General features: G+C 36.2%; 19 protein-coding genes. 5 read left to right on the forward strand and 14 right to left on the reverse strand.

Annotated elements, in window-relative coordinates:
* Positions 1–30 precede the first annotated feature (30 nt).
* On the reverse strand, positions 31–2,493 hold the full coding sequence (locus EHQ24_RS13700) for a PAS domain-containing hybrid sensor histidine kinase/response regulator (protein WP_135602136.1): 2,463 nt from the start codon (positions 2,491–2,493) through the stop codon (positions 31–33).
* Positions 2,494–2,654: 161 nt separating this feature from the next.
* Positions 2,655–3,332, reverse strand: coding sequence for a hypothetical protein (locus EHQ24_RS13705; RefSeq protein ID WP_135602137.1), 678 nt, complete (start codon positions 3,330–3,332; stop codon positions 2,655–2,657).
* Positions 3,333–3,510: 178 nt separating this feature from the next.
* On the opposite strand from EHQ24_RS13705, the gene EHQ24_RS13710 reads away from it, so the two are divergent.
* Positions 3,511–5,601, forward strand: coding sequence for a tetratricopeptide repeat protein (locus EHQ24_RS13710; protein WP_135602475.1), 2,091 nt, complete (start codon positions 3,511–3,513; stop codon positions 5,599–5,601).
* On the opposite strand, the gene EHQ24_RS13715 is transcribed toward EHQ24_RS13710, so the two are convergent.
* Genes EHQ24_RS13715 through pgsB form a run of 5 tightly spaced genes read right to left on the reverse strand, consistent with a single transcriptional unit; the run spans position 5,585 to position 9,159 of the window.
* Entirely contained in the window at positions 5,585–6,127 is a 543-nt protein-coding gene (locus EHQ24_RS13715; RefSeq protein ID WP_135602138.1) for an LIC_12238 family plasminogen-binding lipoprotein, read from the reverse strand. The two genes, EHQ24_RS13710 and EHQ24_RS13715, sit on opposite strands and share 17 nt — an antisense overlap.
* A gap of 53 nt (positions 6,128–6,180) precedes the next feature.
* Positions 6,181–6,369: a hypothetical protein gene (locus tag EHQ24_RS13720; protein WP_135602139.1), complete on the reverse strand. Its 189-nt coding sequence runs from the start codon at positions 6,367–6,369 to the stop codon at positions 6,181–6,183.
* Positions 6,370–6,375: 6 nt separating this feature from the next.
* A complete protein-coding gene (gene pgsW, locus EHQ24_RS13725; RefSeq protein WP_135602476.1) occupies positions 6,376–7,506 on the reverse strand; it encodes a poly-gamma-glutamate system protein in 1,131 nt (376 codons plus the stop codon).
* Entirely contained in the window at positions 7,506–7,970 is a 465-nt protein-coding gene (pgsC, locus tag EHQ24_RS13730; protein WP_135602140.1) for a poly-gamma-glutamate biosynthesis protein PgsC, read from the reverse strand. Before pgsC ends, pgsW begins: the two co-directional genes overlap by 1 nt.
* Positions 7,963–9,159 (reverse strand): poly-gamma-glutamate synthase PgsB, encoded by a 1,197-nt coding sequence (pgsB, locus tag EHQ24_RS13735; RefSeq protein ID WP_135602141.1) that lies wholly within the window; start codon positions 9,157–9,159, stop codon positions 7,963–7,965. The genes pgsC and pgsB overlap by 8 nt, the downstream gene beginning before the upstream one ends.
* A gap of 84 nt (positions 9,160–9,243) precedes the next feature.
* Between pgsB and EHQ24_RS13740 the strand changes: the two genes are divergently transcribed.
* Complete coding sequence (locus tag EHQ24_RS13740; RefSeq protein ID WP_135602142.1) at positions 9,244–11,640, forward strand: SpoIIE family protein phosphatase; 2,397 nt, start codon at positions 9,244–9,246, stop codon at positions 11,638–11,640.
* A gap of 1 nt (position 11,641) precedes the next feature.
* Here EHQ24_RS13740 and EHQ24_RS13745 read toward each other — a convergent pair whose 3' ends face one another.
* The 5 genes from EHQ24_RS13745 to EHQ24_RS13765 are packed head-to-tail and all read right to left on the reverse strand — an operon-like array spanning position 11,642 to position 19,118.
* The gene (locus EHQ24_RS13745; RefSeq protein WP_135602143.1) at positions 11,642–11,977 is read right to left on the reverse strand and encodes an STAS domain-containing protein; all 336 of its coding nucleotides are present in this window, start codon (positions 11,975–11,977) and stop codon (positions 11,642–11,644) included.
* A gap of 44 nt (positions 11,978–12,021) precedes the next feature.
* The gene (locus EHQ24_RS13750) at positions 12,022–14,070 is read right to left on the reverse strand and encodes a serine hydrolase domain-containing protein (RefSeq protein ID WP_135602144.1); all 2,049 of its coding nucleotides are present in this window, start codon (positions 14,068–14,070) and stop codon (positions 12,022–12,024) included.
* Between the two features lie 7 nt (positions 14,071–14,077).
* The gene (gene gpmI, locus EHQ24_RS13755) at positions 14,078–15,730 is read right to left on the reverse strand and encodes a 2,3-bisphosphoglycerate-independent phosphoglycerate mutase (protein ID WP_135602145.1); all 1,653 of its coding nucleotides are present in this window, start codon (positions 15,728–15,730) and stop codon (positions 14,078–14,080) included.
* Between the two features lie 35 nt (positions 15,731–15,765).
* Positions 15,766–17,049, reverse strand: a complete 1,284-nt coding sequence (locus EHQ24_RS13760; RefSeq protein ID WP_244310425.1) for a hypothetical protein — start codon at positions 17,047–17,049, stop codon at positions 15,766–15,768.
* Positions 17,049–19,118, reverse strand: a complete 2,070-nt coding sequence (locus tag EHQ24_RS13765; RefSeq protein WP_135602478.1) for a TonB-dependent receptor — start codon at positions 19,116–19,118, stop codon at positions 17,049–17,051. The genes EHQ24_RS13760 and EHQ24_RS13765 overlap by 1 nt, the downstream gene beginning before the upstream one ends.
* Positions 19,119–19,200: 82 nt before the next feature.
* Here EHQ24_RS13765 and EHQ24_RS13770 point away from each other — a divergent pair, with 82 nt between their 5' ends.
* Positions 19,201–20,202, forward strand: a complete 1,002-nt coding sequence (locus tag EHQ24_RS13770; RefSeq protein WP_167483082.1) for an adenosine kinase — start codon at positions 19,201–19,203, stop codon at positions 20,200–20,202.
* A 24-nt stretch (positions 20,203–20,226) separates the two neighbouring features.
* Here EHQ24_RS13770 and EHQ24_RS13775 read toward each other — a convergent pair whose 3' ends face one another.
* Entirely contained in the window at positions 20,227–20,622 is a 396-nt protein-coding gene (locus EHQ24_RS13775; RefSeq protein WP_135602146.1) for a response regulator, read from the reverse strand.
* A complete protein-coding gene (locus EHQ24_RS13780) occupies positions 20,619–22,133 on the reverse strand; it encodes a PAS domain-containing sensor histidine kinase (protein WP_135602147.1) in 1,515 nt (504 codons plus the stop codon). The genes EHQ24_RS13775 and EHQ24_RS13780 overlap by 4 nt, the downstream gene beginning before the upstream one ends.
* 32 nt (positions 22,134–22,165) lie before the next feature.
* Between EHQ24_RS13780 and EHQ24_RS13785 the strand changes: the two genes are divergently transcribed.
* Both EHQ24_RS13785 and EHQ24_RS13790 read left to right on the forward strand, forming a co-directional pair.
* On the forward strand, positions 22,166–23,095 hold the full coding sequence (locus tag EHQ24_RS13785; RefSeq protein ID WP_135602148.1) for an ABC transporter ATP-binding protein: 930 nt from the start codon (positions 22,166–22,168) through the stop codon (positions 23,093–23,095).
* Positions 23,092–23,823: an ABC transporter permease gene (locus tag EHQ24_RS13790; RefSeq protein ID WP_135602149.1), complete on the forward strand. Its 732-nt coding sequence runs from the start codon at positions 23,092–23,094 to the stop codon at positions 23,821–23,823. The genes EHQ24_RS13785 and EHQ24_RS13790 overlap by 4 nt, the downstream gene beginning before the upstream one ends.

Consider the following 23,823-nt stretch of genomic DNA (forward strand, 5'->3'; position numbering starts at 1 on the left):
ACTAATTACAATGAGTTGGGACGAATTTGGTTAAACCAGATTTTTTGTTTGGCTGATCTCCTGGTATGTTTGGAATAAAGATTCTATATAAAATGGTTTTCCAATAAATCCATCCATTCCCACTGCAAAACATTTTTCTTTATGTTCGGCTAATACATGGGCAGTGACAGCAATGATGATTGTTTTTTCCGTTTTGTTTTTTTCTAGTTCTCTAATTTTTTCCGTGGCTTCAAAACCATCCATAACAGGCATTTCACAATCCATAAGAATCAAATCGTATTTGTTTTGTTGGAATAGGGTTACGGCTTCCTGTCCATTTTCAGCGACATCAAAGTTGATATTAAATTTTCTTAAGAGTCCACCCATTACTTTTTGGTTTAGAATATTATCTTCAACAATCAGAAAGTTTTGGTTGGCAAAGGTGGATTCGAATAAATTTTGTTTGGTGGTATTTTCATCTGTTTTTTTTTCTATATTTGTTGAATCTTCCTTTTCGATAGGTAACAAACACCAAAACAGACTGCCTTTTTTTAGTTCACTACTGACACCAATGGTGCCACCAAGTAAAGAGACAAGGCGTTCCGAAATGGAAAGACCAAGTCCAGTCCCACCATATTTTCTTGAGGTGGAAGCATCAGCTTGTGAAAATTTATGAAAAATGGATTCAATTTTATCATTTGAAATACCAATTCCTGTATCTTCTACTTCGATGCGAATTTTATCGGATTCTCTTTTGATACGAAGAGTTACGGAACCTTTTTCTGTAAATTTAATGGCATTCCCGAGTAAATTGAATATAATCTGGCGAATTCTACCGGGATCAGAATAAATAAACTTAGGAACATTGGGATCAATTTCTAGTTTTAGATCGATAGGTTTCCATTTGGATTCAATGGATAATAAATCATAAACTTCGGAAACTAAATGGTGGATGTCAAAATTTAGTTTTTCGATTTTCATTTTCCCAACTTCGATTTTTGAAAAATCTAAGATATCATTGAGAATGATAAGGAGAGATTTGCCAGCAGAAGCAATGGATGTGACAAGTGATTTTTGTTCTTCGTCTAAATTGGTTTTAAATAAAATTTGTGTGAGACCAATGACTCCGTTCAATGGAGTTCGAATTTCATGACTCATGGACGCTAAAAATTCTGACTTGGCTCGATTAGCAATTTCGGCAAAATCTCTAGCTCTTTCTAATTCATTTTGAATTTCTTTTGTGATACTAATGTCTGTTGATATCCCGCAGAGTGCGTAAATTTCACCGTTTTGGTTTCGTAAGGGAATTTTTACAGTAAGATAGGATGTGACCTTCTCGTTATGTACGTACTTAATAGATTCTTCTGTTCGCAGTGTGATCCCATCGATAAGAACGGATTCGTCGTTTGAAATCAAAACTTTTGCAATTTCTTTATCTATAAATTTTTCATCCTTTTGGTTTAAAATTTCTTCTAGAGGTTTCCCAAATAAATTACAAACTTCTTTGTTTGCGAATATGTATCTTCCGTCTATATCTTTCAAATAAATACAAGCCGAAACATTGTCCAAAATTTCCCGAAGCCTAGATTCGCTATTAATTAATCGTTGTTTTGTGGATTCCCCATCTTCGTATAATTCCTGTAGTCTTTTTTGAGTAGTGTTTAATCTACCTAAAATGGAGTTTCTATGATCAACGGGATGGATATCGCCATAAAAATTTCCATCACCAAGTAAGGATATTTTTCGAAATGCCTCATCCACACTACCTCCAATGATGGAAGTTAGGGATCGATGTGTTAAAAACAAACTGATTGCAAAGATAATTCCAGTGATTATGAGTACGGTTCTTAAAAGAAAAACTACATTTTTTGCATCTTCAATTGCTTTTGTAGTTCGATCATTTAATTGATCGTATAAATCATTGATTGGTTTCATGATTTCTGCTTTGGCACGAAGGTAGTTATCGTCGTATAACAGAGTAATGGCTCTAGGATTTGCTTTGGATCCTTTTCCCATGTCCCTTTCTGCAATAGACATGGCCTCAAATTCAATTTTTGTAAGTTCGTCTGATTTAAGTTTTGATTCCGAAAGTAAAATGAAATCTGATTCATGGAAATTTGCATTTCTCATTGATTCATAAATACTGATGGTTTCTCCTTCTTCGGAAGGAGGAGAAAGTTTGTTTGCAATGACAAGATCCCAATAGGCATAGCTATAGTTATTTGGTCTTGGACGTTTGCCATTCCGAATGTCCAAAATCATTTGGAAGTATGTTTTATATTTTTTGTCTCTTTGGATGACATACAACCGCACTAAATTAGTGAGTTGGTCTGAAGATTGGCGGAGTTCATTTGCAATTTGTAAAGAATGGTATCTGTTTTCTTCTGCTTCATCAATATTCCTTTCGCTGGCAGTATAAAATAGGAAGGCCATGGCGACAAAAATAAAGAGGACTATGTTCAACAAAAGGTAAGGAAATAATTTACCCCTTTTTGACCAAATTCGTTCCAGCATGGCAGAAATTTAATGATTCGATTTTAAAGGTAAACAAAAATATTATGATCGGATGTAAATCGAGAACAGCTATCTATATGATCGATTCACTCATCCGAAAAGGGATCGGTGAAAAGATAAATTAAGTTTTGTGGATTAAAAACTCGTACACCTACTAGAAATTAGGAAGGTTTTCCTTTTCCTTCCATATAAGCCTGTAATTCTTGTTGTAAACCTTCGGGAAGACTGAGACCCCTTGCTCGAATTCTTTCATTGTATTTATTGAAAGACATTCTATGTTGGTTGGTGTTGAGATAACCTTCTAAGGCTTCGGCTGCCCAAGACATAATTTCTTTTACAAAATCGTGATTTTCTTCCAATTGGTCACAGAAGGGAATGAAAAGTGGGCGGTTGACTGGTCTACCGATATTCCGATAAAACAAAAGGCAATACAATGTCTCATCACCTAGAACTGATTCCGTTCTAATTTTTTCTTCTACATACTTTAGGTTAATTGTGTCCAGATAATCGATGTTAACCGTTTCGGGAGCCAATCGTTTCGAAACAAATTTTGAAATTTCTGTTTTTACAAAACTCATATTTGTGCAGTGAGCGGGACAACAACTTTGATCTTTGTGAAGATCACATTCCAGCATCAAAATACAATCAACGTCCGAGGTTGGATCTACAATACCAAAGTTGATGGATCCCAGCAGTTCCAAGGCAACTTCATACCCTTTACGTGATAATTCTTGAGTAGCAAGTCGGAAGGCCTGCATTCGTTTTAGGGCGTATTTGGTATCATAATTTCGGTATTTGTTTTTAAGGACAAGATACCTTTCCACGATGTTTTTTGACATAAGAGATCCAGTTCTGCTGGTGAATTGCCTTACAGTGAACGCCAGTCATTCCAATTATACAACACCTTTTGGTTGTCGAAATTTGATTTTTCGCCGATAGGTAAGACCAGGGAATCCAAACGAATTGAAACTGAAGGATCGGGCCCAAGGAAAATTGGGGAAAGTTAACGGAGCAAAAATGGAAAGTCACTTTCTTTGGAAACTGGGGCACTTTTGTGAGTCGGTGAAAAAGGTAAGTCAGTTACTTTTTCGCGTGGGTTACTTTCGAATCTGCCTAACCTTTACCTTTGGATTTATTTTTCTCATCCCAGTGGGAAGTGGGGGAATTTGGGCTGGGGAAGAAGACCGCCGGAACCCCTTATCTGGACTTTATTTATCTCCCTTACAGGTAATTTCTACGGAAGAGATCCAAACTCTGGATTCAGAAAAACGAATTCCTATCGATGAAGATTCTGGAATTGCGCTTCGGGAAGAACCGAAAGCTGTAGATCCCAATGCGGCAGATATTCCTGTGATTCCAGGGGGAGACACCCCGGTGGAAGCTGCAGTGGAATCAGGACCTAAGAATCTAGAAACTAAGATTCGTGAGGCGGAAGGTCTTCTCAAACGTTATTATAGCCAGTTCATTGAAGAAAAACGAATTTGGGAAGATCGAGAAAAAGGAAACGTTTATAATTCAAGAACAGAGATGAATGATATTCGTCTTTTGTTATGGCAAAGCACTCATAAAAATTCTGAAACTTATATTGTTCGTGATTCTCCATTATTATACAACTTACATATAAGGCTTGCTCGCTTGTATGTTGAGTCGGAAAAATATGCACCTGCGCTGCGTCATTATCTTGCCGCATTTAGATACCATCCTTTGGAAATGACCGAAGAAGGATTTCGAAAAGGAGAATGGCAAAAGGAAGATGTTCTCGGGTATGATGCATCATCGGCCAAAGAACATGATCGTTTGTTTAACGAATGGAAACAATCAGAAGATAAGTTGAAAAAAACTAAAGATGAAATCCATATTAAAGAAAGTAATTGGATTCGCGAAGGAAAAAGTTTATCAAACTTGGCTCCGCAATCAAAAGTTTGGAAAGAAGATGTTCGTATTGCAGAAGAAAATAGAAAACTAACCAAACAAAAATATGATGAATCGGTTAACTTACGATATTTAGTTTATCTCGATAAACGAAAACAAGTTGAATCAAAAGATCTGTATGCCTTTGCCAACGTAGTTAGAAAATTAGAAGATGATAACAAAGAACGCCTTAAAATTGTGAATAAGCTGGGAACTGCCGGTAAAGGGATTTATGTTTTATTTGATTACAAACGGAATACCGATTTTTTTGCTTATGAGTTAATTTTAGAAAGAGCTTACCGAGTTTGGAATGAAAATCCATATGTTCTTAATGATATTGCGGAACAATATAGACAGGATGGTAAAAAGGAAAGAGCCGTAGATTTTTATGAAAAGGCTTTGAATGAACTTTTGAAATTGAAAAACCCCTCGGAAGAAGAAAAAGAAAAAATTACAAAAGCGAATCTTCGTTTAGCTACCATCAATGCAGACTTAAAACGCAATATCATCGCCGGTCAATATTACGAAAAGTATTTCAATTTATCACCAGATTCCGCTGATAAAACGAGAGTTGCCTATGAAATTGGAGTATTTTTTAATACGCAAATTGGTGATCCCGATAGGGGAGTTTCTTTTTTAGAGTATTGGTTAGAACGCAATAGTAAGGATTGGAATCCTTCTTTGGATGTTGACACTGGTCTCACGGAATTGGAATCCATTGCTTATTATTATCTCAGTAAAAAAGATAAAAAACACAAATCAAATGAATTAGAGAGAAACAAACTGAATATTTCTTTTGCTCAGTGGAAGAAGTTAGATGAAAAGTTGATCCTCGCAGAAAATGAACTCAAAGAATTAATTGAGAAAAAACAAACTCTAAAAAAAGATCTGATGGTCACAACACTCGATGATATCCTTTCCCAATATCGGTTGATGGATTTGAAAATTGAAGACCAAGAGGCAGTCATTCGTGTGTTGGAAACAAAAAGAAGTAAAATCCCTTTGATTAAAATTTTATTTAGATTGGGTGTTCTCGCAGAGGAAACGAGAGATTTTGTTAAAGCAAAAGAATTTTATGAACGAATCATCAGTGAAGGTGGTGAAACAGACATACGAGTTGCTCTGAAAGAGTTAGAGCGAGTTAGGAAAATTTTAGAAACTGGAAATATACAACCACCGATTAACGAGAGTATTTAATAATTTCGTCTGTTTGGTCACCAGCCAATTCTTGTTCTAGATTCTCTTGCGTATAACCTTCATCTGGTAATACACGAAATTTTACTTCATCAACTGTATCACCTTCATGAACAATTTTGATTAAATACTCACCAGTTCTTAAAAGAGAAAATTCATCTCGGATGGCATGGGAATCTGGTTCCGCTCTTTTCTTTTTGATATCAATTTCAACGAAGTCCAATTCATAACGATTGAGTGAAATATAAAAGTCAGTTTCTGAACCAGGATTTCTAGAGAACTGGTACACATAGTGGATGGTATCGGTCGGAGAAAAGATAAGATCATCTCGCATCATTTTATAATCAGTGATGGTTTGGATTTGTTTTTCCAAAATATCCATTTCTTCCATTTGGGTGGTAGTCCAACCAAACTCACCTTTGGGAACTCCACATTGGATGAAAGTGATTGTGAATAGAATGGGAAGGATGGAAAATATTCGTTTGTAAAAAATCTGAATGAGGGGACTAGGCACCGAATTCTGTCTCATCTTAGTTTCATTTTCGACAGAATTTAGAATTCGCCTGCTCGGAAATCGAAACTTTATTCTATAATTTTTCCGCGTTCTGAGATATCTTTTTCTTTCGGGGGAAATGAATTCCTCTCTTGCGGATCTGACGATCTTTGGTTTTTCCCAAATTCTTCTGCAATTTTCGCAGGCAAAATGAGGATGCGGCTCACCCAACGTAAAATGAAAAAAAGTAAGATGGAAAGGACTAGGATTTTTGCCATAAGACCTCAACGTGCCCGAAGGGATTTCGGAAGATGTCGATCTTCTTCATTTTCTCCCCAACCGAGCTTGGTTACACCATACAATCCCACTAGGAGAAAAAAGAAAACGGAAAGATAAAGTAAGGGACTGTATTCTTCTGAATAAAATACTTTTCCTTCTCCAGGTTTGGGAACTTTTTTTGGCGTTTGGGGTAGGCCGAACTTTCGCGCTAAGGTTTCAATTTGAATGAAGTTGATGACCGGAATTTCCTTTTCTAAAAAGGATTTGATGACTGAATTGGGGATATGGACTTCTTCGGGTAAACCGGTGATGAGTCCATTTTTGAAAACTTGTTTTCCGAGATTTGTTCCAAGAATTGTTGTGCCCCCACCAACATTCACAAAGAGTTTGATAGGTTTTCCAACTGCCAACTCTTCATATAGTTTCATACGTTTTTCAATGGAATCATCAAAATGAATGGGATCAAGGAGTTTGACTTGGTTTCTTTGTAAAGCGCGGCCGAGTAATTCTTTCCCTTCTTTTGAAATTCCCATTGCCTTGTCTTGGATTCCTCCAAGTGACGCATAACTTGACTTAAATGAAAAAATTCCCGACTCAACAAGTTCTCTTTCCATATCCAACCAAAGCATTTGTGGATGGTTCGCTCCAAATTGTGATGCCGAAGCACTCGAAATAATAATTGGTTTCAGTTTCATGGTATCAAGGGCTGCAAATAAACAAATATTGACAGCAGGAAAAGAACCGGATATAGCCACAGCAACCGTGTCACCTTCTTCTAACTTTGCTTTTTTAAAAAGTTGGATCATAATCGCTGCAAAGTTTGGATTAATAGATGTTTGTTTTGCGGAAAGAGATCCCGTGTTACTTGTAACAGGAGTTAAGAAGTCGCCGATGAGACCAGAGTTTGTTGGATCTAATTCTTTATAATCTGGTTTTTTGTGTTTTAATAGTTCTGGTTTTAGAATCTGAAACCCACGTTCTGCTAGTTTTGCCGCATGAAGTTTCTTTTTGAAATAGGATTGTTCTTTTTTTACCTTACAAGTTTCAATTAATAATAAACCTAAAACTCCTAAGATCGCTAAGAGAAATAACGCAATCCTGGAATGTTTCCAAGGAGACCAATAAATTTTAGTCATCATAAAGTTTCTAACTCTGTACCTAAAATGAAAATAAGGAGAATTTTTACGAAAATAGAAGCAAGGATCAGAACAGAAGTTGTTTCTAATACACCTTGTCTTTCATACCAAATAGCAATGAGTCCAGGAATGATAAACCCAATCCCTCTCACTTCGGAAAGGTATGCGATATCTAAATCGGGAAGAACTTGGTAGTTTAACAAATAACCGAAAAAATAACCAAATAACAGAATAAATACGATTTTTCTTTTTCCAAAGATAAGTAAAAAATTAGATAAAATTTCTACACAAAGATAGGAAAGGAAAGCGATGAGAAAAGTAAGGGCTATGTCTTTGGGATGATGGAAGGATAAAGCTAAGTAACCTGGTACAACGAGACCCGTTCCCAAAATGCCAAATAGTTCTGAAAAAACCAAACTGACAACGAGGCTTAGCCCTATAGACAAAGGGAGAATTTCATTCATTGGTTTGTTCCGACCGATTTTTTAAGTATAAAGATAGATCCATTCCCAGACCAACTATATTTCCAATTCCAAAAACTAAAGATTGTTTAGGAAGAATTGAGAGTAGGGATTCAAAAATTCCATCTAAACTTAAATGTTCCCAAACAAATATGGGAATGTCTTTTTTGGAATAGGTTTTTAAATATTTAAAAGCTAAGGAAGTCGATGATCCAATTAAAATGACTGCATCGTATCCATCCCAGTTGGCAAATTCTTTTGTTAATTGGTGGCTCCGTTCTGGCCTGTCTTCCCTTGTATGAAACAAAATATATCGTTTGTTGTAATGCGGGTATCTTTGGATGACAGAAGACCAGATGAACTGTGTGCTATTTGGATCGTTAGCGGCCATAGCATTTACATATAAAAATTCTTTTCCAAAAAAATGAATGGGTGACACTGAAAGTGCACCAGGATCTGGATTTACTTTCCACATAGACTCAAGAGCTTTTTTGCGATCGACTCCCAGGAATTCACAAACAGTCAGTGCTAAATTTACATTTTCTTTATGTTCCCAATAAGAGAATTTGTTCATTTCTTCATCTGTAATTTTTTCTAGCGATTCTTCTTTTGTGATGATGGCGTTTGAATTTCTGTCCTTACATACCTCTTGGACTAAACTTTCAAATTCTGTAACTCCTGTAATAAGGGTTCCATTGATTGGACAACCAGATAATAACGATTTGGCGACATCGATTAAATTTGGTCCCATCACTTCCAGATGGTCTTCCCGGATATTAGTAATCACTCCAATGTCTGACTTTAGAATTTGTCCTTCGCTTGCCCATTGGTAACGTGGCTCCAATGCCATACATTCTAATACAACGATTTCGGCTCCAACTTGGTTCGCCTTTTTTAGAATTTTAATTTGTTCTAAAATGGATGGTTTTCCAAATCGAGTGATTGATTCTTCTGATCCATCGGGAAAAATCATTCGAGCCATTGTCCCCGTCGTTTTTGCAAAAACGGTCACCCCTGTAGCGGAAAGTCCTGCTCGTATGAGTCTTGTTACACTTGATTTACCCCTCGTCCCGTTGACATGGATTCGATGTTTGAACTTTTTAATCGTTCGGTTGTGTAAAAAATATTCAAATGTATAATAAAGTAAGAGTACAAGGATAATTAGAAAAAAAAGAAAGGCGTTTGGTTTCATCTGAAATTTATTTGATGATACATTTCCTTCAACGGAATGTCATTTGATTGTAACTCAAAACTGAGAAGATGCACGTAGTTTTCTATGAGCATACGTTACAAATTCTTATTAATACTGAGTGTGAGTCAAATTCTTCTTGTAATTGCTCTCACGACTAGTTTCGCCTATCTTTTACAATCGGTGAAAAATATCCCTCAAACACAACGGGCAGAGGATCTTTCGCGAAATTTTCAAAGGGAATTGGAATTTAAAGAAGAAAAACTGCGTTTGTTACTAGAAGAAATTACTTTTAATTCTCAAACTCGGGGAATTTTAGAGAGGGGACTCAGTGATCGTTCCGTTTTATCGAAGGAACTACCTTACCTACAACAAATCTTAAAAAGATATGGTTTGTCTATTTTTGAAATTGGAGACAATAAGGGAAAAGTTTTGTTTCGTGTGCATCGTCCCAAAGATTTTGGCGATGATAAAAAAAACCAACCCATCATTCGAAATGCTTTGAACGGGCAATCAACTGCGGCTTTGGAAGATGGACATAGTGGACTTGGATTTCGGTTGGCGGCTCCACTTTTTGGTCGGGGAACCGTTCTCATTGGCCAACTAGTAGATGATAGTTTTACAAAAACCATTTCTAAAGACAATCGAATTCATTTAGCAATTTTTCAAGAAGGAAAAGTAAAAACAATAGGATCAGATATGATTCGTTTGGTGATGAATGAAAAACCAAATTTGTTAATGGAAGAACAAAGGTTCCACTTTCAAAGTAAACCATATTATTTAGTTAAAATTCCTTATGTTGGAAGTTCTCAGTCGGTAAAACAATTAGTGTTTCATGTGATGATTGATGAAAATGAAGTAGAATCTAAAACATGGAAAATTTGGTCGTTTTTTGTTGTCGCATCACTTGTATTATGTGGTGTTATTTTCCTTATTTCCTTTTTGTTTTCTCGCGATATGGTAGAAGCAATCAAACTTCTCACTACCGCCATGGTAGATTTAGACCAGTGGAAACCAGAAACTTTACCAACTCATCGAAGTGATGAAATTGGGCAAATGGGAAGAGTTTTTGTCGAAATGAAAGAGGAATTGGCCGAACACCAAAATCATTTGGAAGAAATGGTGGACCAACGTACAAGGGAGTTAAATGAAACTTTATCGGAAATGCAAAAACTCCAAGACAAACAAGATGGAGATTATTTTTTAACATCTTTGCTCATCAAACCTTTACGTGGTTCATTTGCAAAATCAGAAACTGTTTCGATCAAAATTTTCGAACGTCAGATGAAACAATTTACGTTCAGGAACAAACAATCTGAAATTGGTGGTGACCTTTCAGTTTCGGATTCTATCTATTTGATGGGTAAAAAATACACAGTATTTTTAAACGCAGACGCTATGGGTAAGTCCATCCAAGGTGCGGGTGGTGCTCTTGTAATGGGAACAGTTTTTAAGTCTATTATAACTCGAACACAAAAGTTGCGTTATATGCAGGATAGACATCCCGAACGTTGGCTAAAGGAATGTTTCCAAGAGGTTCACAACGTTTTTATTAGTTTTGACGGCCATATGTTAATATCCGCCATACTAGGATTAGTTGACGAAGAAACGGGAACATTATATTATATCAATGCAGAACATCCTTGGATTGTTTTGTTTCGCGATGGAAATGCAAGTTTTCTCGAAAATGAACATTCCCTTCGAAAGATTGGGTTTACTGAGATGAGTGGTGACGAAGTAGTGATCCAAATTTACCCTTTACGTCCAGGGGATGTTCTCATTTTGGGATCGGATGGCCGTGATGATTTGTTTGTTGGACAATCTGGAGGAAACAGAGTCATCAACGATGATGAAACTGTTTTTTTAAGACATGTTCGGGAAGGTGGTGGTGATCTAAATCAAATTTGTAAAGCCATGTATTTATTTGGTGATTTAACCGATGATTTAAGTTTGATGAGAATTGCATTTTTAGAGGAAGTTGCTTACGCCGCGAAAGAATCCACAAAAACAAATGTTTATTACCAAATGTTGGGAGAAGGGATTCAATCCTATCGTGATGGAGAATGGAACAATGCAATTTTTGCTTTAGAACTTGCTTTAGATTCGGAACCAGATGATCTTTATTGTTTAAGAGAATTATCTAAGTTGTATATGAAATCTAAGGATTATGAAAAAGCTATCGAACTTGCTAATCGTTATTTATTTCTGAATCCAGGGGACACCGATTTTTTGTTTTATATTGCCTATGCACATAAACAAAGAAGAGACTTTGAATTAGCCACAGATTTTGCAGAAAAACTTCGGTTTAGAGATCCGAAAAATTTTAATAATCTATTGTTACTTGCAGAAATTCTAATGCACAGAAGAGACATCGAACGTTCGAAAGAAGTTCTATTGGCTTTACAAGAAATGGCACCCGAAAATCCAAAACTACTCAAGTTAAAAAACTTTTGGCAAAAAATGGTCGCAACTTCCGTAACTTGAGTTATTTGAAAGAATTGATAGCTTCTTCTGTGCTTTCGAAAATTTGAATCACAGAAGAAATTTTAGAAATGCGAAAAATCTGGCGAATGGTTTTGGAAACGTTTACAATTCGCAAACCACCACCTAACTCTGTCAATTTGTCGTTAAGCGACATGATGAGTCCAAATCCCGAAGAGTCAATAAAGCTGACTCCTTCTAAATCAAAAATAAACCGATGTTCTTCTTGGGATGCAGATTCTTTAATTCGTTCTTTGAGTATACCGGCATTTAACATATCTAAGTTGCCGAATAATTTCAGAACAACAATGCCGTCGAATTTAGATTCTGTATATTCCATTGAACCGCTTTGAGGATAGCCAATTTTCCGATTTGGTCAATAGATTAATTGACGAACTTGTCCCATTTTTCTTCTACTGAGATCGATCTGAGGATTCGCCAAATTAGTTTAGAACCATTTTCCGAATTGGTCATAATGACCACTCCATATCCTTTTTCTGTGTTGAAAAGGGCAAGCGACTTATGTCCCTTTGTATGGCCTCCATGAAAGAAATATTCGGTTTTGCCAGTGCGATTTAAGAAAAATCCATGGGCGACAAGGGCATGGACTGTGAGGTTGGCGGCACTCATTTTCGGAGAAAGCAGATACTCGGCAGAGTCTTTGGACAAAAAGTTTGATTTTCCTTGTTTCGCCTTCGCCACTTCATGAAATAATAATCCCACTTCTTCCGGTGTTGTCCAAAGCCCGCCTGAGGAAAGTTCAGGAGTGACAAAGGATTTTTGAGGGAGTAGGTTTCCTTGTTCATCATAACCATCGAGGCGATCATCATCAGCCGTTAGGTTTTGACGAAATGTACTTCTTGTCATGTGTAAAGGTTGAAAAACAACTTCAGACATTAGGTTTTGAAATGATTTTCCTGTTCGTTCGGCTAAAATTTCTTGTACAATGCTGTATCCGCCGCCAGAGTAACGAGATTTACTTCCCGGTTTATAATACAATTTCAATCCATTTCCTTTTGTTGTATTTGTATCTTTTAACTCTCGTAAATGTTTTTTTCCTGAGTTGATCGGATCATCCCAATTTCCTTTTTCAGTAAGTCCACTTGTATGCGATAACAATAAATCAAGATTTACAATTGATCTTCTTTTACCTTTAGGGACGGACACTTTGTACTGTTTGAGTTTTCCAATCCAGTTTGAGTATAAATCTAGTTGGCCAGATTCAACTAATCGAAGTGTTGCGGTTGCGGTCATAGTTTTAGACAAAGAACCTGCACGAAAAAGTGTATGTTGAGTTTTTGTTCCATACATTTTTTTCCAACTTAATCCCTGGTTCCTAAAAACGGCGATTCCAAGTGAAGGAACTTTTTCCTCTTTCATTAAGTCTTCTATATATATTTCGTTTGGAAGATTGGTTCTTTTTTTGAGGTTTAATTTTTTAGCATCAAAAATGATTTCTGTTAAGATTGATTTTATTGAAGATAAATCACCTTTGCTGTTTCCATAGGGACTTATAATTGTAATAAAAATTCTACTCTTTAAGTCATGATATATAAAGTTTGAAATTCCCTTTTCTTTACCATAAGTCCAATAAAAATAATCTCCAACAAAAACGCCTTCGCCAAAAGCAATTGGATCTTCAGATATGGAGTCAGATAAAACAGTTTTTTTGATCAAACTGTCTCTGGAAGTTTTTGAGATTAATTTTGGTTTTTTTAATTCCAAACTAAATAGAGATAAATCTTCCGGTGTGGAGTAAATTCCGCTATTTCCTATTAATACTTCATTTGAATCTACGTTTGAATGTTGGAATCCTAGTGGATCAAAAACTTTTTCTTTTAAAAATTTGGAGTAGGTTGATCCAGAAACCTTTTCGATGATGTAAGACAAAAATACATAATCAAGTCGACTGTACTTCCAATATTCACCTGGTGGAAAGGCAGGTTTTAATTTGGATTCTAAAAATATCCTTTTGACATCATCACGTTTTAAGTGATTTTTTTCTGTATCAAAGTTTGGGAGAAATTCTATAATTTTTGGCAAACCAGATGTGTGATGTAATAGATGCCCAATCGTAATTTTAGGATAAGGAAACCATTTGAGATGTTTAGTAACGGGGTCGGTTAAAGAAATTTTTTTTTCTTCTTCCAACATATGAATCACAAAGGAAGTGAAAGTTTTGGTTGATTCACCTAACGGAAAATTATGTTTTTTGTATAATTGTGAATTTTTCCTTTTTTTACCAGGAAAAATGGATTCTCTAAACAGGATATTGTCATCTTGGGAAATGAGGACTACACCCAGGAATCCTTCTTGTTTGATTCTTTTTCGAATTTTTTCTTTCGTTTCTTCTGAGAAAGAGCCTATTTCGGATTCTCCACAGTTTGTAAAAAATAAACTGAAAAGAAAACAAATGAGAATCCGAAAACGCATTTTGCAATTAATCTCTGTTGATTAGACTTGGATGGTATCCTTCTGGCGCTTCAAATCCTAAAAGATCCATCATGGTTGCTGCGACATTGGCGAGACCTTTTTCTTTTATGTTTTGGTTGAGTTGGATTTTTCCCGAAGGATCATATAGTACAAACTGTACGGGATTGAGTGTGTGGCTTGTTTTTGGAACCGGTTTTCCTTCTTTTGAAATTTCAGCAGTACCTTTTTTGGAAAGTTGATACATTTCATCAGCATTCCCATGGTCAGCGGTGATACATAAAATTGTACCAGTTTCATCGCAGATTTTTTTGATACGATCCAAACAAACATCAAGATATTCTAAACTTCGAACAGTGGCATCCATATTTCCGGTATGACCTACCATATCTCCATTTGCATAGTTCACTCTTAAAAAAGGAAATTTGTGTGAAGTGAGAGCAAGTATAAGGTTGTCTGTAATTTCTTTTGCTTTCATCTCAGGTTTCTGGTCAAAAGGAATGATGTCTGATTTTACTTCTTCGTAAGTTTCTAAAGTTTGGTTAAAGTAACCAGATCTATTTCCGTTCCAAAAAAAAGTAACATGGCCGTATTTTTGAGTTTCTGAAAGAGCATATTGTGCCACCCCAGTATTTGCAAAATATTCTCCCATAGTGCGATCAATGGTTGGTGGAGCAACTAAGTATTGTTTGGGGATGAATAGGTCTCCATCATATTGCATCATTCCTGCAAATTCAATTTTTGGAAAACGTTTACGATTGAAATTTGTTAATGATTCCTCTGTAAACGCTCTGGAAATTTCAATGGCTCGGTCACCTCGAAAATTAAAGAACACAACGGAGTCTCCATCTTCTACTTTACCAACAGGTTTTCCATTGGAATCTCCAATCACAAATCCTGGAAGGTATTGGTCGATGACTGATGGGTTTTCTTTTCGAAACGTTTCAATGGCTTCCTTCGCAGTAGCAAAAACGCGGCCTTCTCCCTCAACATGATGATTCCAACCTCTTTCTACCATAGACCAATCAGCATCATATCGATCCATAGTGAGTTCCATTCTTCCCCCACCTGATGCAATCAAAATGTCGATTCCTTTGTTTCTATAGGAATCTAAATATTCTTCAAAAGGGTTTAGATAGTCTAACGCAGATTTTTCGGGAACATCTCTTCCATCTAACAAAATATGGAGACGTATTTTTTTGATATCTTCCTTAATTACATGATCGATGAGTGCTTTTAGATGGTCGATATGACTGTGAACATTTCCATCAGAAAATAGACCAAGAAAATGAAAAGTGGACTTATTTGATTTACAATTGGAAACAGTTTTTTTCCAAATAGGTCCAGTAAACAAACTTCCATTTTCTATCGATTGAGAAACCAATTTGGCACCTTGATCAAAAATTCTTCCAGATCCTAAAACATTATGACCTACTTCTGAGTTGCCCATATCTTCATCACTTGGCATTCCCACCGCAGTTCCATGTGCTTTTAATAATACGGTAGGGTGAGATTTCCAAAGGCCTTTTAATACAGGCATATCTGCTTTCGCTACAGCATTACCATTTTCGTATCCTTTATCTGTAAACCCAACTCCATCTAAGATGATGAGCAAAACTTGTTTGGCTAATGGGCCTTTGGATTGTTTTTTTAGAGTTAACATAGATTAGATTCCCCTGTTTTTTTCCACTTTGAGATTTATTGAAGATTTTGCAACTGGAAGATATCAAAAGGTGTTAGTTCTACGGAACTAGGAACTGGGTTTAAAAGAACATTTCCTAAATTCGAATCGTAAACATAAATTCCTGGTCGATTGAAATCTGTGGATCCAACGAGAAGTTTTCCTTCATTCGTAAGTAATAAACCAGAAAGACTAATTCCTATATTCCCAGGTATTTGTAATAAGGTTCCAATTCGTTCGCCAGTTCTTGGTCGAAAGGCCTGGACTGTTTTTGTAAATCCAGAATCTAGAACAGCTGCAAAACCTAATTCTTCATTTTTGATTTGAAAGGCGAGAATATCTCCACCGGCAGTTTCTTCGGCAAAAAGTCGATTTGGATGAAATTGGCGAGTGTTTAATCTAAAGGCTATGATTCCGGCATCAATTTGAGAAATAAAACCTACACGTCCTACGCACGACATCACCAAATGAGGTTCACCGAACAAATTAATTTTTTGAATTTTGGAACTTGGATTTCTGTAAGGCAGAGTATAAACGGCTTTGATTGAATTTAGGTCCATATCAATTTCTACAAGATATGAATCTGAGTTAGGCGGCAAATATCCTGATACATCATTTCTATCCAATCTTTGTAACAATACAAATAAACTGGATCCTTCCTGAATCATATAAGATGATTCTACTGAACTATCTGGAATTCCCGAGGTTGAAAAAGTTTCTCGAAGTGAAGTAAAGGAAACACCACCTATTTTTGTTCCATTTGTTCTTGAATAAATAGCCAATTCATCTGAATTATATAAACTAATAAAATATTTGTCGTTCCAAACAGAAATGTCTTGTGGATTTTTTCCTTGGCCAACACTAAACTCTTGTTCGGTGATAAATCCAATCTGTGGATTTAATACTTGGATACTGTCACGATTCAATCGATTGACTATAAAAACTCTATCGTTTGTATATCTGCCCACTGCATCTGAATGTATGGGGATGGATGTGGGAAATGTAGTAAACGAGTTTGGTTCAAATGTCTTAAACCTACCTCCACTAGCAAAGTCAGATGTAACAACACCCACGGAAGTGGGAGAAGCCGATAAAAAAAGAAATTGAAAGAAATTAGGTTTTTCAATTTCCAATTGTGCACAATGGAAAGAAAAGAAAAGGATGGGAAATACTCGCAATGCGTATATCCCGCGTAGGGCGTTGTATTTGAAATTCAGATACCTTGCAGCGAATACTCGTAGTGCGTATATCCTGCGTAGGGGGTTGTATTTATCATGAAAGCTATTGGTGGTATTGGACATTAGAATCGGTAGCTCCCTGTAAAATAATAACTGCGGCCAGGTAATGGATATCCGACCAAGTCCTCAACCCGTTTGTCTGTTAGATTACGAACTTCAAATCCTAAAATCAATTCGTTTCCTGTTTCTAAGTTTTTGTAAGGTATATATTGTATGTAGAGGTTCCAAAATTGTCTGGCTGGTAAGTAACCCAGATATTCATTGGTTCTGTCTCTAAAATTGGCACCGATGTATTGGTATTCCAATCCAATTTCTCCATATTCTTTGAAGAATGCGAGGAGTGCACTGCCCTGGCTTTTAGATCGGAGCGGTAAATACTTCCCGTTGAGGGATGGAGATTCCGAATAGTTTTTTGCATCTTGGTAGGTATAATTAAAGTTAAATTTGATTCCTTTATTCCAAATGAAATTATGACTAGTTTCCAAACCTCGAATGAGAGCTTGGTCTACGTTTTCTGGCCTAAGTGTGAATTGCGAATTGGGTAAAAACAATATCATATCATAAATTCTTTTTTGAAAAATGGAAATATCGGATTGAATTTTCCAATTGTTACTTGGTTTTGAATGGAGATAAAATCCAAAATCACCGTTTCGGCTTTGTTCTGGTTTTAATTTAGTGTTCCCAACGATACTTCCACGTTCACCAAATAATTCTAAGAAGGTGGGAATGCGAAAGTCTTTACTAATGTTTGCAAGTGTTCCAAATTCTAAATTTTCTTTTTTGATCCAAACAATTTTAATTCCAAAACTTGGATTGGTGAAAGCTTGTTTTACATAAAATACATCAGTGAGTGGGTCTAAAAGTTGGTTACGAACACTTGTTTCATCTTTTCCAAATCTGTCGGAAAACCGTTCAAATCGTACTTGTGGAACTAAAAAAAGTCGGTTGGAAAAAAGTCTGATTTCGTCTTGAAATGTAGCACTTAAAGTATCTCTACGTTTTTTCGGTTCTTTTCTTTCTGTTTCGTGATTGTATCTTTTTTCGTACCGAGTGAAAAATTCTTGCTCCGTTTGGAAAGAGGTTCGGAGCACTTGATTGTATTCTAATAAATATAATGTGGGTGTGAGTTGAAATCCATATTGGTTTGTTTTTGTATATGAGTTGGGAGTTCCATAACTAAATTCAGATTTAGGATCGAAAAAATCATCTTTAGAAAAGTTACCATAAGTTTTTGTTTCAAGAGTCAGGTTTTGAAAAAGAAATTCGTTTGTTTCCGTAGTGACTGCAGTTGAAAGTTTACTAAAAACTCGTTCTACCGCAACGGTTTGTCTATTGCCTGGACCGGGTAACCCTTGTTTTCTGTGTATGTAATCATTTAGAATGTTTATTTTTGTTTTTCCAAATTCAAGCGAGAGGTTTCCCGTGAATCCGGTTTTTCGAAATTGTGCATTCTTACGTGTGTCAATCGTATCATCGTAAGTATTAAATAAAACAGTTCCTTTGTTATTGAGATAACTAAAGTTTTGGTCAGAAGTTTCCTGGAGAGCCTGTACAAAATAAGATCCACCTGAAAACTGATCCATATGGGTCACTGTGGCTTTGGCAGTTTTAAAACTTCCTCCCATCAAATTGATTCGTGTAATCGGTTTATCTATTTTTGATTTTGAAATTAGATTGATAGAACCTCCGATTGCTGACCCAGAAAATCCTGCGGGAGTACCCGATTTATAAATTTCAATTTTATCTAAATTGTCGAAAGGTAAATCTGCTAAATTGATTTCACCTCCCATAGAATTATTAATAGGAACCCCATTCCAATAGATTTTAGTTTGGTTGGGATTGGTTCCGCGCAATGAGAGAGTGGAATAAGAACCGAGTCCACCGTATTGCCTCACCCGAACTCCTGCTTCTCGGTTTAATACATCGGGCAAACTCGTATATCGAGTGTTTGTTGATGTTAAATCTATTTCTTTCTGAAATCCAGTTGGGTTTTTGGCAAAATTGGAATTTTTTGATTGGTTTTCTACATTGGCTCTAATCTCAACTTCTTTTGTTTCTTTGTTTTGAGCAAGTAACGTAAGGGATGAGAAACATAAAAAAAGTAAAATTGATAATCGGAAATAGGAAACCATGGAGCCGTATTTTCTCGGTACTTGCCAACCTGGAACAGGAAAATTGAGTGTCAATTCCCTAAAGGAAAAAAGCATTGTCCCCATGAAGCATTACGACGTATTCGGCGTGGGAAACGCCCTGGTAGATATCATTGCCTTTATTGATCCCGATTTTTTACAAAAACAAAATATCACGAAAGGTGTGATGACCCTTGTGGATGAATCAAGACAAGGTCAAATTCTTGCAGACCTTCATGATGAAAAAAAAGAACTTCGCTCTGGTGGCAGTGCTGCCAACACCATGATTGCCATTGCAAATTCAGGTGGAACATGTTGTTATACGGGTAAAGTTACCCATGATACTTACGGCGAATTTTATAAAAAAGATATGGAAGATGCAGGTGTACTTTTTGAAACCACTCCTGATAAAAACGGACATACAGGAACTTGTGTGGTTTTAACTACACCAGATGCTGAAAGAACGATGTTAACCAATCTTGCCATTTCTACTTCACTTGGTCCGGATGATATCGATGTAGAAAATCTTAAAAAAAGCAAATTTGTTTATGTCGAAGGTTATTTATGGGATGGAGATTCTACAAAAAAAGCTAGTGAACTTTCTATGAAAGTTGCAAAGGAAAACAATGTAAAAGTTTCTTTTACATATAGTGATCCATTTTGTGTGAATCGTTCCAGAGATGAATTCATCCATCTAACAAAAGAATACGTTGATGTTGTTTTTTGTAATTCTGAAGAAGGATTGGCTCTTAGTGGAGCAAAAACTGCGGAAGATGCTGTTGAGTTTATATCCAAACTTTGTCCTTTAGTATTTATGACTGCTGGTAAAGAAGGTGCTTACGTTGCTGAAAATGGAAAGATCACACTCGTCCCCGGTTTTCCTGTAAAACCAATTGATACAACGGGAGCAGGTGATGCTTTCGCTGCGGGAGTATTGTATGGACTGACGCAAGGATACTCGGCACAAAAGTCTGCCCGTTGGGGAAATTACGTTGCTTCTCGTATTGTTTGTGAAGTGGGCCCACGTTTGTCAGTGCGCCTTATGGGAAGACAAGACGAAATTTTGACTGGGTTTAAAGACGTTTAATTTTAATAGATAAGAATAAAGGTCTTAAATTTTTTTCGAATCTTCCCAAAGGGTTTGAATTTTATCAGCAATTTCAAGAGGGGCAAAGGGTTTTTCGATCACACCAATGCCTCCTCTTTTTTGGTATTCCAAAATTTCATTTTTTAAAACCCTAGATGTTATAAAAGCTACAGGAATCTCTTTAGTTTCTGGAAAAATTTTTAATTCTTCGATAAGTTCCATTCCATTCATACCAGGCATTAGAACATCTAACAAGATTAAGTCGGGCTGTAGGATGATGGCTTTTTGTAGACCTTCTGGTCCAGTTTTTGCAAAACTTATCTGGTAATTCGAGTTAAACTCTAAAGCAATACGAAGAATTTCAACGATATCTTCTTCATCCTCAACAATTAATACATGTTTTAAGGTTGATTCTGTCATTGATTGTATCCAGAAGGAATGAATCCAGGTTTTATGATTGGAAATTCGATAGTAAAAACAGTTCCTTTGTCATCAGAAGTGAAAAATATTTTTCCTTTCATTGCTTCGACAAATCCTTTGGTGATAGAAAGTCCAAGTCCTGAACCACCAACTAATTTATCTTTCGGTGGCGCTCCTTGTGCAAATCTATGAAACAATCTTGGAGCAAAATTCGGATCAATTCCTGGGCCATTGTCTTTGATTAATATTTGTGCATGAGTGTCTGAAGGAACTACCGTAATGTACACTTCCGAAAACTTGGGAGTGTACTTCACTGCATTGGAAATTAGATTTGTAATACAATGATTTAACCTATCTTCATCTACAAAAACAGATGTGGATGGAAAGTTTTGATCATAGTTTAATAAAACATGGTATTGTTCGGCAAAGGTTCTCATTCCATCGACAGAACTTTGAAGGATTTCTTCTAAACGATAGGTTCTGAATTTGAAATTAATATTTCCTGAATCTAAAGCTTCTATATCCAATAAGTCTGTTACAAAACGCACTAATCTTTGTGTATTTTTCCTACAGATATTGAGAAGAGATTTGGTTTGGTTGGAGAGTTCCCCGGCAACACCAGCAAGTAATAAATCGATGGATCCTTTAATGGATGTTAAAGGAGTGCGTAATTCATGGCTTACTAAACTGATAAATTCGTTTTTTAAGGCTTCTGCTTTTTTTCGTTCAGTGATGTTCCTGACGATGGTGAGAACATCATCTTCGCCAGTTTTTGTAAATCGGGCCTCAAAATATTTTTTTCCATCGTAGTCTTCAATGGAATATTCATAAGTTTTGGTTCCACCAGTTTCTAAAACTTGTTCTAAGATGGATTCAATTTCGATGAGTTTTTTGGTTGGAAATAGATTTTCAATTCTTGTGATCCTAACTTCTTTACCTTCGTGAAGCGAATCCCAACCTTTAAAATCGGGAAATTCTTTGTGATCAATTACAGATCCATCTTTACGGATTCCATACAGTTTATCAGGAAGAGAATTTAAGATGGCTTTGTTTTTATTGAGGACTTGGCTGTAATCATCCTTAGCATTTTTTTCAGAAGTAATTTCTGTCGCAATGAGGATGGTAAAATTTTCCTGTGGAAAAACTTGAGTCGCAAACCATCCTTTCGATTGCAAAAAGAACTCATCTGACCGAAATGGTTCTCTATTTTTAATCGCATTTGATAATTGTTTGCCAAAATCGGTTTCGTCCAGGTTCGGAAACAGATCCCAGATGTTTTGCCCTAACATCTGACTGGCGGATTTTTCCACCATACGTTCTGCCGAAGTGTTCACGTAGGTATAATTTAGGTTCTTATCTAAGACAAATACGGCATTTGCACGAGTTTCCAGGATTTTGTCGAAGTATTGGGGGACAAATTTGTGCCAATTCTGTTGCAGAAGTTGCTTTGCATCAAAAAAGCTATCTTCATCCTTGAAAAAGCCTTTGATTTTTTCCAGAAATTCATTCATAGGTGCAGGTATAAGAAAACTAAACCAGAGTTATGATTCAAGTCAGCAATTTATCAAAATTTTACGGTGAAAAACGAGCCATCTCAGGGCTTAATTTCAAATTAGAAAAAGGCGAAATTGTGGGTCTCTTGGGCCTCAATGGCGCCGGAAAAACCACTACCATCCGAATCCTGACAGGGTATTTGATCCCTAGTGCGGGCGATGCTTCCATAGATGGAAAGTCTATCTTTGACTTTCCTTTGGAAGCAAAACAGAAAATCGGATATCTACCTGAAACTCCTCCTCTCTACGAAGATATGACCATTACAGAGTATCTTCAATTTGTAGGTCGGATCAAAAAAATTGAGGAATCAAAACTTGAATCGGAAATTGAAAAAGTTTTGTCTAAAACCAACATTACGGCAGTTAAAGATAAGTTGATTGGAACTTTGTCTTTAGGATTTCGCAAACGTGTTGGAATTGCACAAGCAATACTTGGTGATCCTGAGATTGTGATTATGGACGAACCAATTTCGGGACTAGATCCAAAACAAATTGTCGAAATTCGAAATTTAATTCGAAGTCTCGCAGGTGATCATACAGTTCTGATTTCTAGTCATATCCTTACTGAAATTTATAAAACTTGTGATAAGTTTTTATTTCTACACAAAGGAAGTTTGAAACAAGAACTTTCACTCGGTAGATTGGAAGAAGAAATGAACCGACTTGCTGGATGGGAAGTTGGTCTTTCTGGTAAGAGTGCCGATGAACTGCTTAATTTTATGAAATCAGCGATTGGTGATGGTGATAGTTTGTCTGAGCTAGGAACCAATAAAGAAGAAATTCAATTTTTAGTGCGAACAACAAATCCAAAACGATTCAAAGAATCTTTGTTCTCTAAGGCTTTAGCTAGTGGAATTCAAATTGAATCTTTGAAAAAACAAGAAGTGTCTTTAGAACAAATTTTTATGGAGAAAATATGAACTGGCAAACGGCTGTTTGGATCTATAAAAAAGAATTACGATTATTTTTTGGAACATATATGGGGCCATTGGTTCTCGGCGGAACTGCATTTTTAAATGCACTTTTTGTGATGATTCTAAACTTTAATGGAACTGCAAATTATGAAATTGCAACTTACATCACTTTCATTTCCTTTATGACAACCATTCTCATCGCCATGGTCATCATATCTATGGGATCGATTGTTGAAGAACGAAACAAAGGAACTTTGGAATTACTTTTTACTTCCCCTGTTACCGATTTGGAAATTGTTTTTGGTAAATTTCTTTTTGGTGTCACGGTTTGTGGAATCATTACCGTTTTTATCAATGGACTTTTTCCATTGTTGTTATATTCATTTTGGAAAGCTCCGTTTTATATGGTAGCATCCGGTAGTGTCGGAGTATTTTTGTTAGGTGTCTTTACTTTTACGATCGGAATGTTTGGATCAAGCCTCGGCAAAAACCAAATGATTTCACTTTTAATTTCGGTTTTGATTATTTTGACACTTTGGGTTGTGGGATATTTTTCACATCTTTTCCAAGCAACAACTAGAAAGGTTCTCTTTCACTTACATATTTTTTCCCACTTTGCTGCTTTTGCGAAAGGTGTAGTTCCTTTGACGGGGATAGTGTTTTTCTTAAGCGGAACATTTTTGTTTTTATATCTTACCGTAAAGGTTCTGGAATCCAGGAGATGGAGGGGGTAG

This window comes from Leptospira noumeaensis (assembly GCF_004770765.1).
In the GTDB taxonomy this organism is placed as follows: Bacteria; Spirochaetota; Leptospiria; order Leptospirales; family Leptospiraceae; genus Leptospira_A; species Leptospira_A noumeaensis.

Coding starts and splice junctions, on each gene's coding strand:
- EHQ24_RS13740 (WP_135602142.1), top strand. CDS start 9,244: ATGAGCATACGTTACAAATTCTTATTAATACTGAGTGTGAGTCAAATT.
- EHQ24_RS13700 (WP_135602136.1), bottom strand. CDS start 2,493: ATGCTGGAACGAATTTGGTCAAAAAGGGGTAAATTATTTCCTTACCTT.
- EHQ24_RS13770 (WP_167483082.1), top strand. CDS start 19,201: ATGAAGCATTACGACGTATTCGGCGTGGGAAACGCCCTGGTAGATATC.
- EHQ24_RS13775 (WP_135602146.1), bottom strand. CDS start 20,622: ATGACAGAATCAACCTTAAAACATGTATTAATTGTTGAGGATGAAGAA.
- EHQ24_RS13745 (WP_135602143.1), bottom strand. CDS start 11,977: ATGGAATATACAGAATCTAAATTCGACGGCATTGTTGTTCTGAAATTA.
- EHQ24_RS13785 (WP_135602148.1), top strand. CDS start 22,166: ATGATTCAAGTCAGCAATTTATCAAAATTTTACGGTGAAAAACGAGCC.
- EHQ24_RS13715 (WP_135602138.1), bottom strand. CDS start 6,127: ATGAGACAGAATTCGGTGCCTAGTCCCCTCATTCAGATTTTTTACAAA.
- EHQ24_RS13705 (WP_135602137.1), bottom strand. CDS start 3,332: ATGTCAAAAAACATCGTGGAAAGGTATCTTGTCCTTAAAAACAAATAC.
- EHQ24_RS13710 (WP_135602475.1), top strand. CDS start 3,511: ATGGAAAGTCACTTTCTTTGGAAACTGGGGCACTTTTGTGAGTCGGTG.
- EHQ24_RS13780 (WP_135602147.1), bottom strand. CDS start 22,133: ATGAATGAATTTCTGGAAAAAATCAAAGGCTTTTTCAAGGATGAAGAT.
- gpmI (WP_135602145.1), bottom strand. CDS start 15,730: ATGTTAACTCTAAAAAAACAATCCAAAGGCCCATTAGCCAAACAAGTT.
- pgsB (WP_135602141.1), bottom strand. CDS start 9,159: ATGAAACCAAACGCCTTTCTTTTTTTTCTAATTATCCTTGTACTCTTA.
- EHQ24_RS13750 (WP_135602144.1), bottom strand. CDS start 14,070: ATGCGTTTTCGGATTCTCATTTGTTTTCTTTTCAGTTTATTTTTTACA.
- EHQ24_RS13765 (WP_135602478.1), bottom strand. CDS start 19,118: ATGGTTTCCTATTTCCGATTATCAATTTTACTTTTTTTATGTTTCTCA.
- EHQ24_RS13790 (WP_135602149.1), top strand. CDS start 23,092: ATGAACTGGCAAACGGCTGTTTGGATCTATAAAAAAGAATTACGATTA.
- EHQ24_RS13760 (WP_244310425.1), bottom strand. CDS start 17,049: ATGTCCAATACCACCAATAGCTTTCATGATAAATACAACCCCCTACGC.
- pgsW (WP_135602476.1), bottom strand. CDS start 7,506: ATGACTAAAATTTATTGGTCTCCTTGGAAACATTCCAGGATTGCGTTA.
- pgsC (WP_135602140.1), bottom strand. CDS start 7,970: ATGAATGAAATTCTCCCTTTGTCTATAGGGCTAAGCCTCGTTGTCAGT.
- EHQ24_RS13720 (WP_135602139.1), bottom strand. CDS start 6,369: ATGGCAAAAATCCTAGTCCTTTCCATCTTACTTTTTTTCATTTTACGT.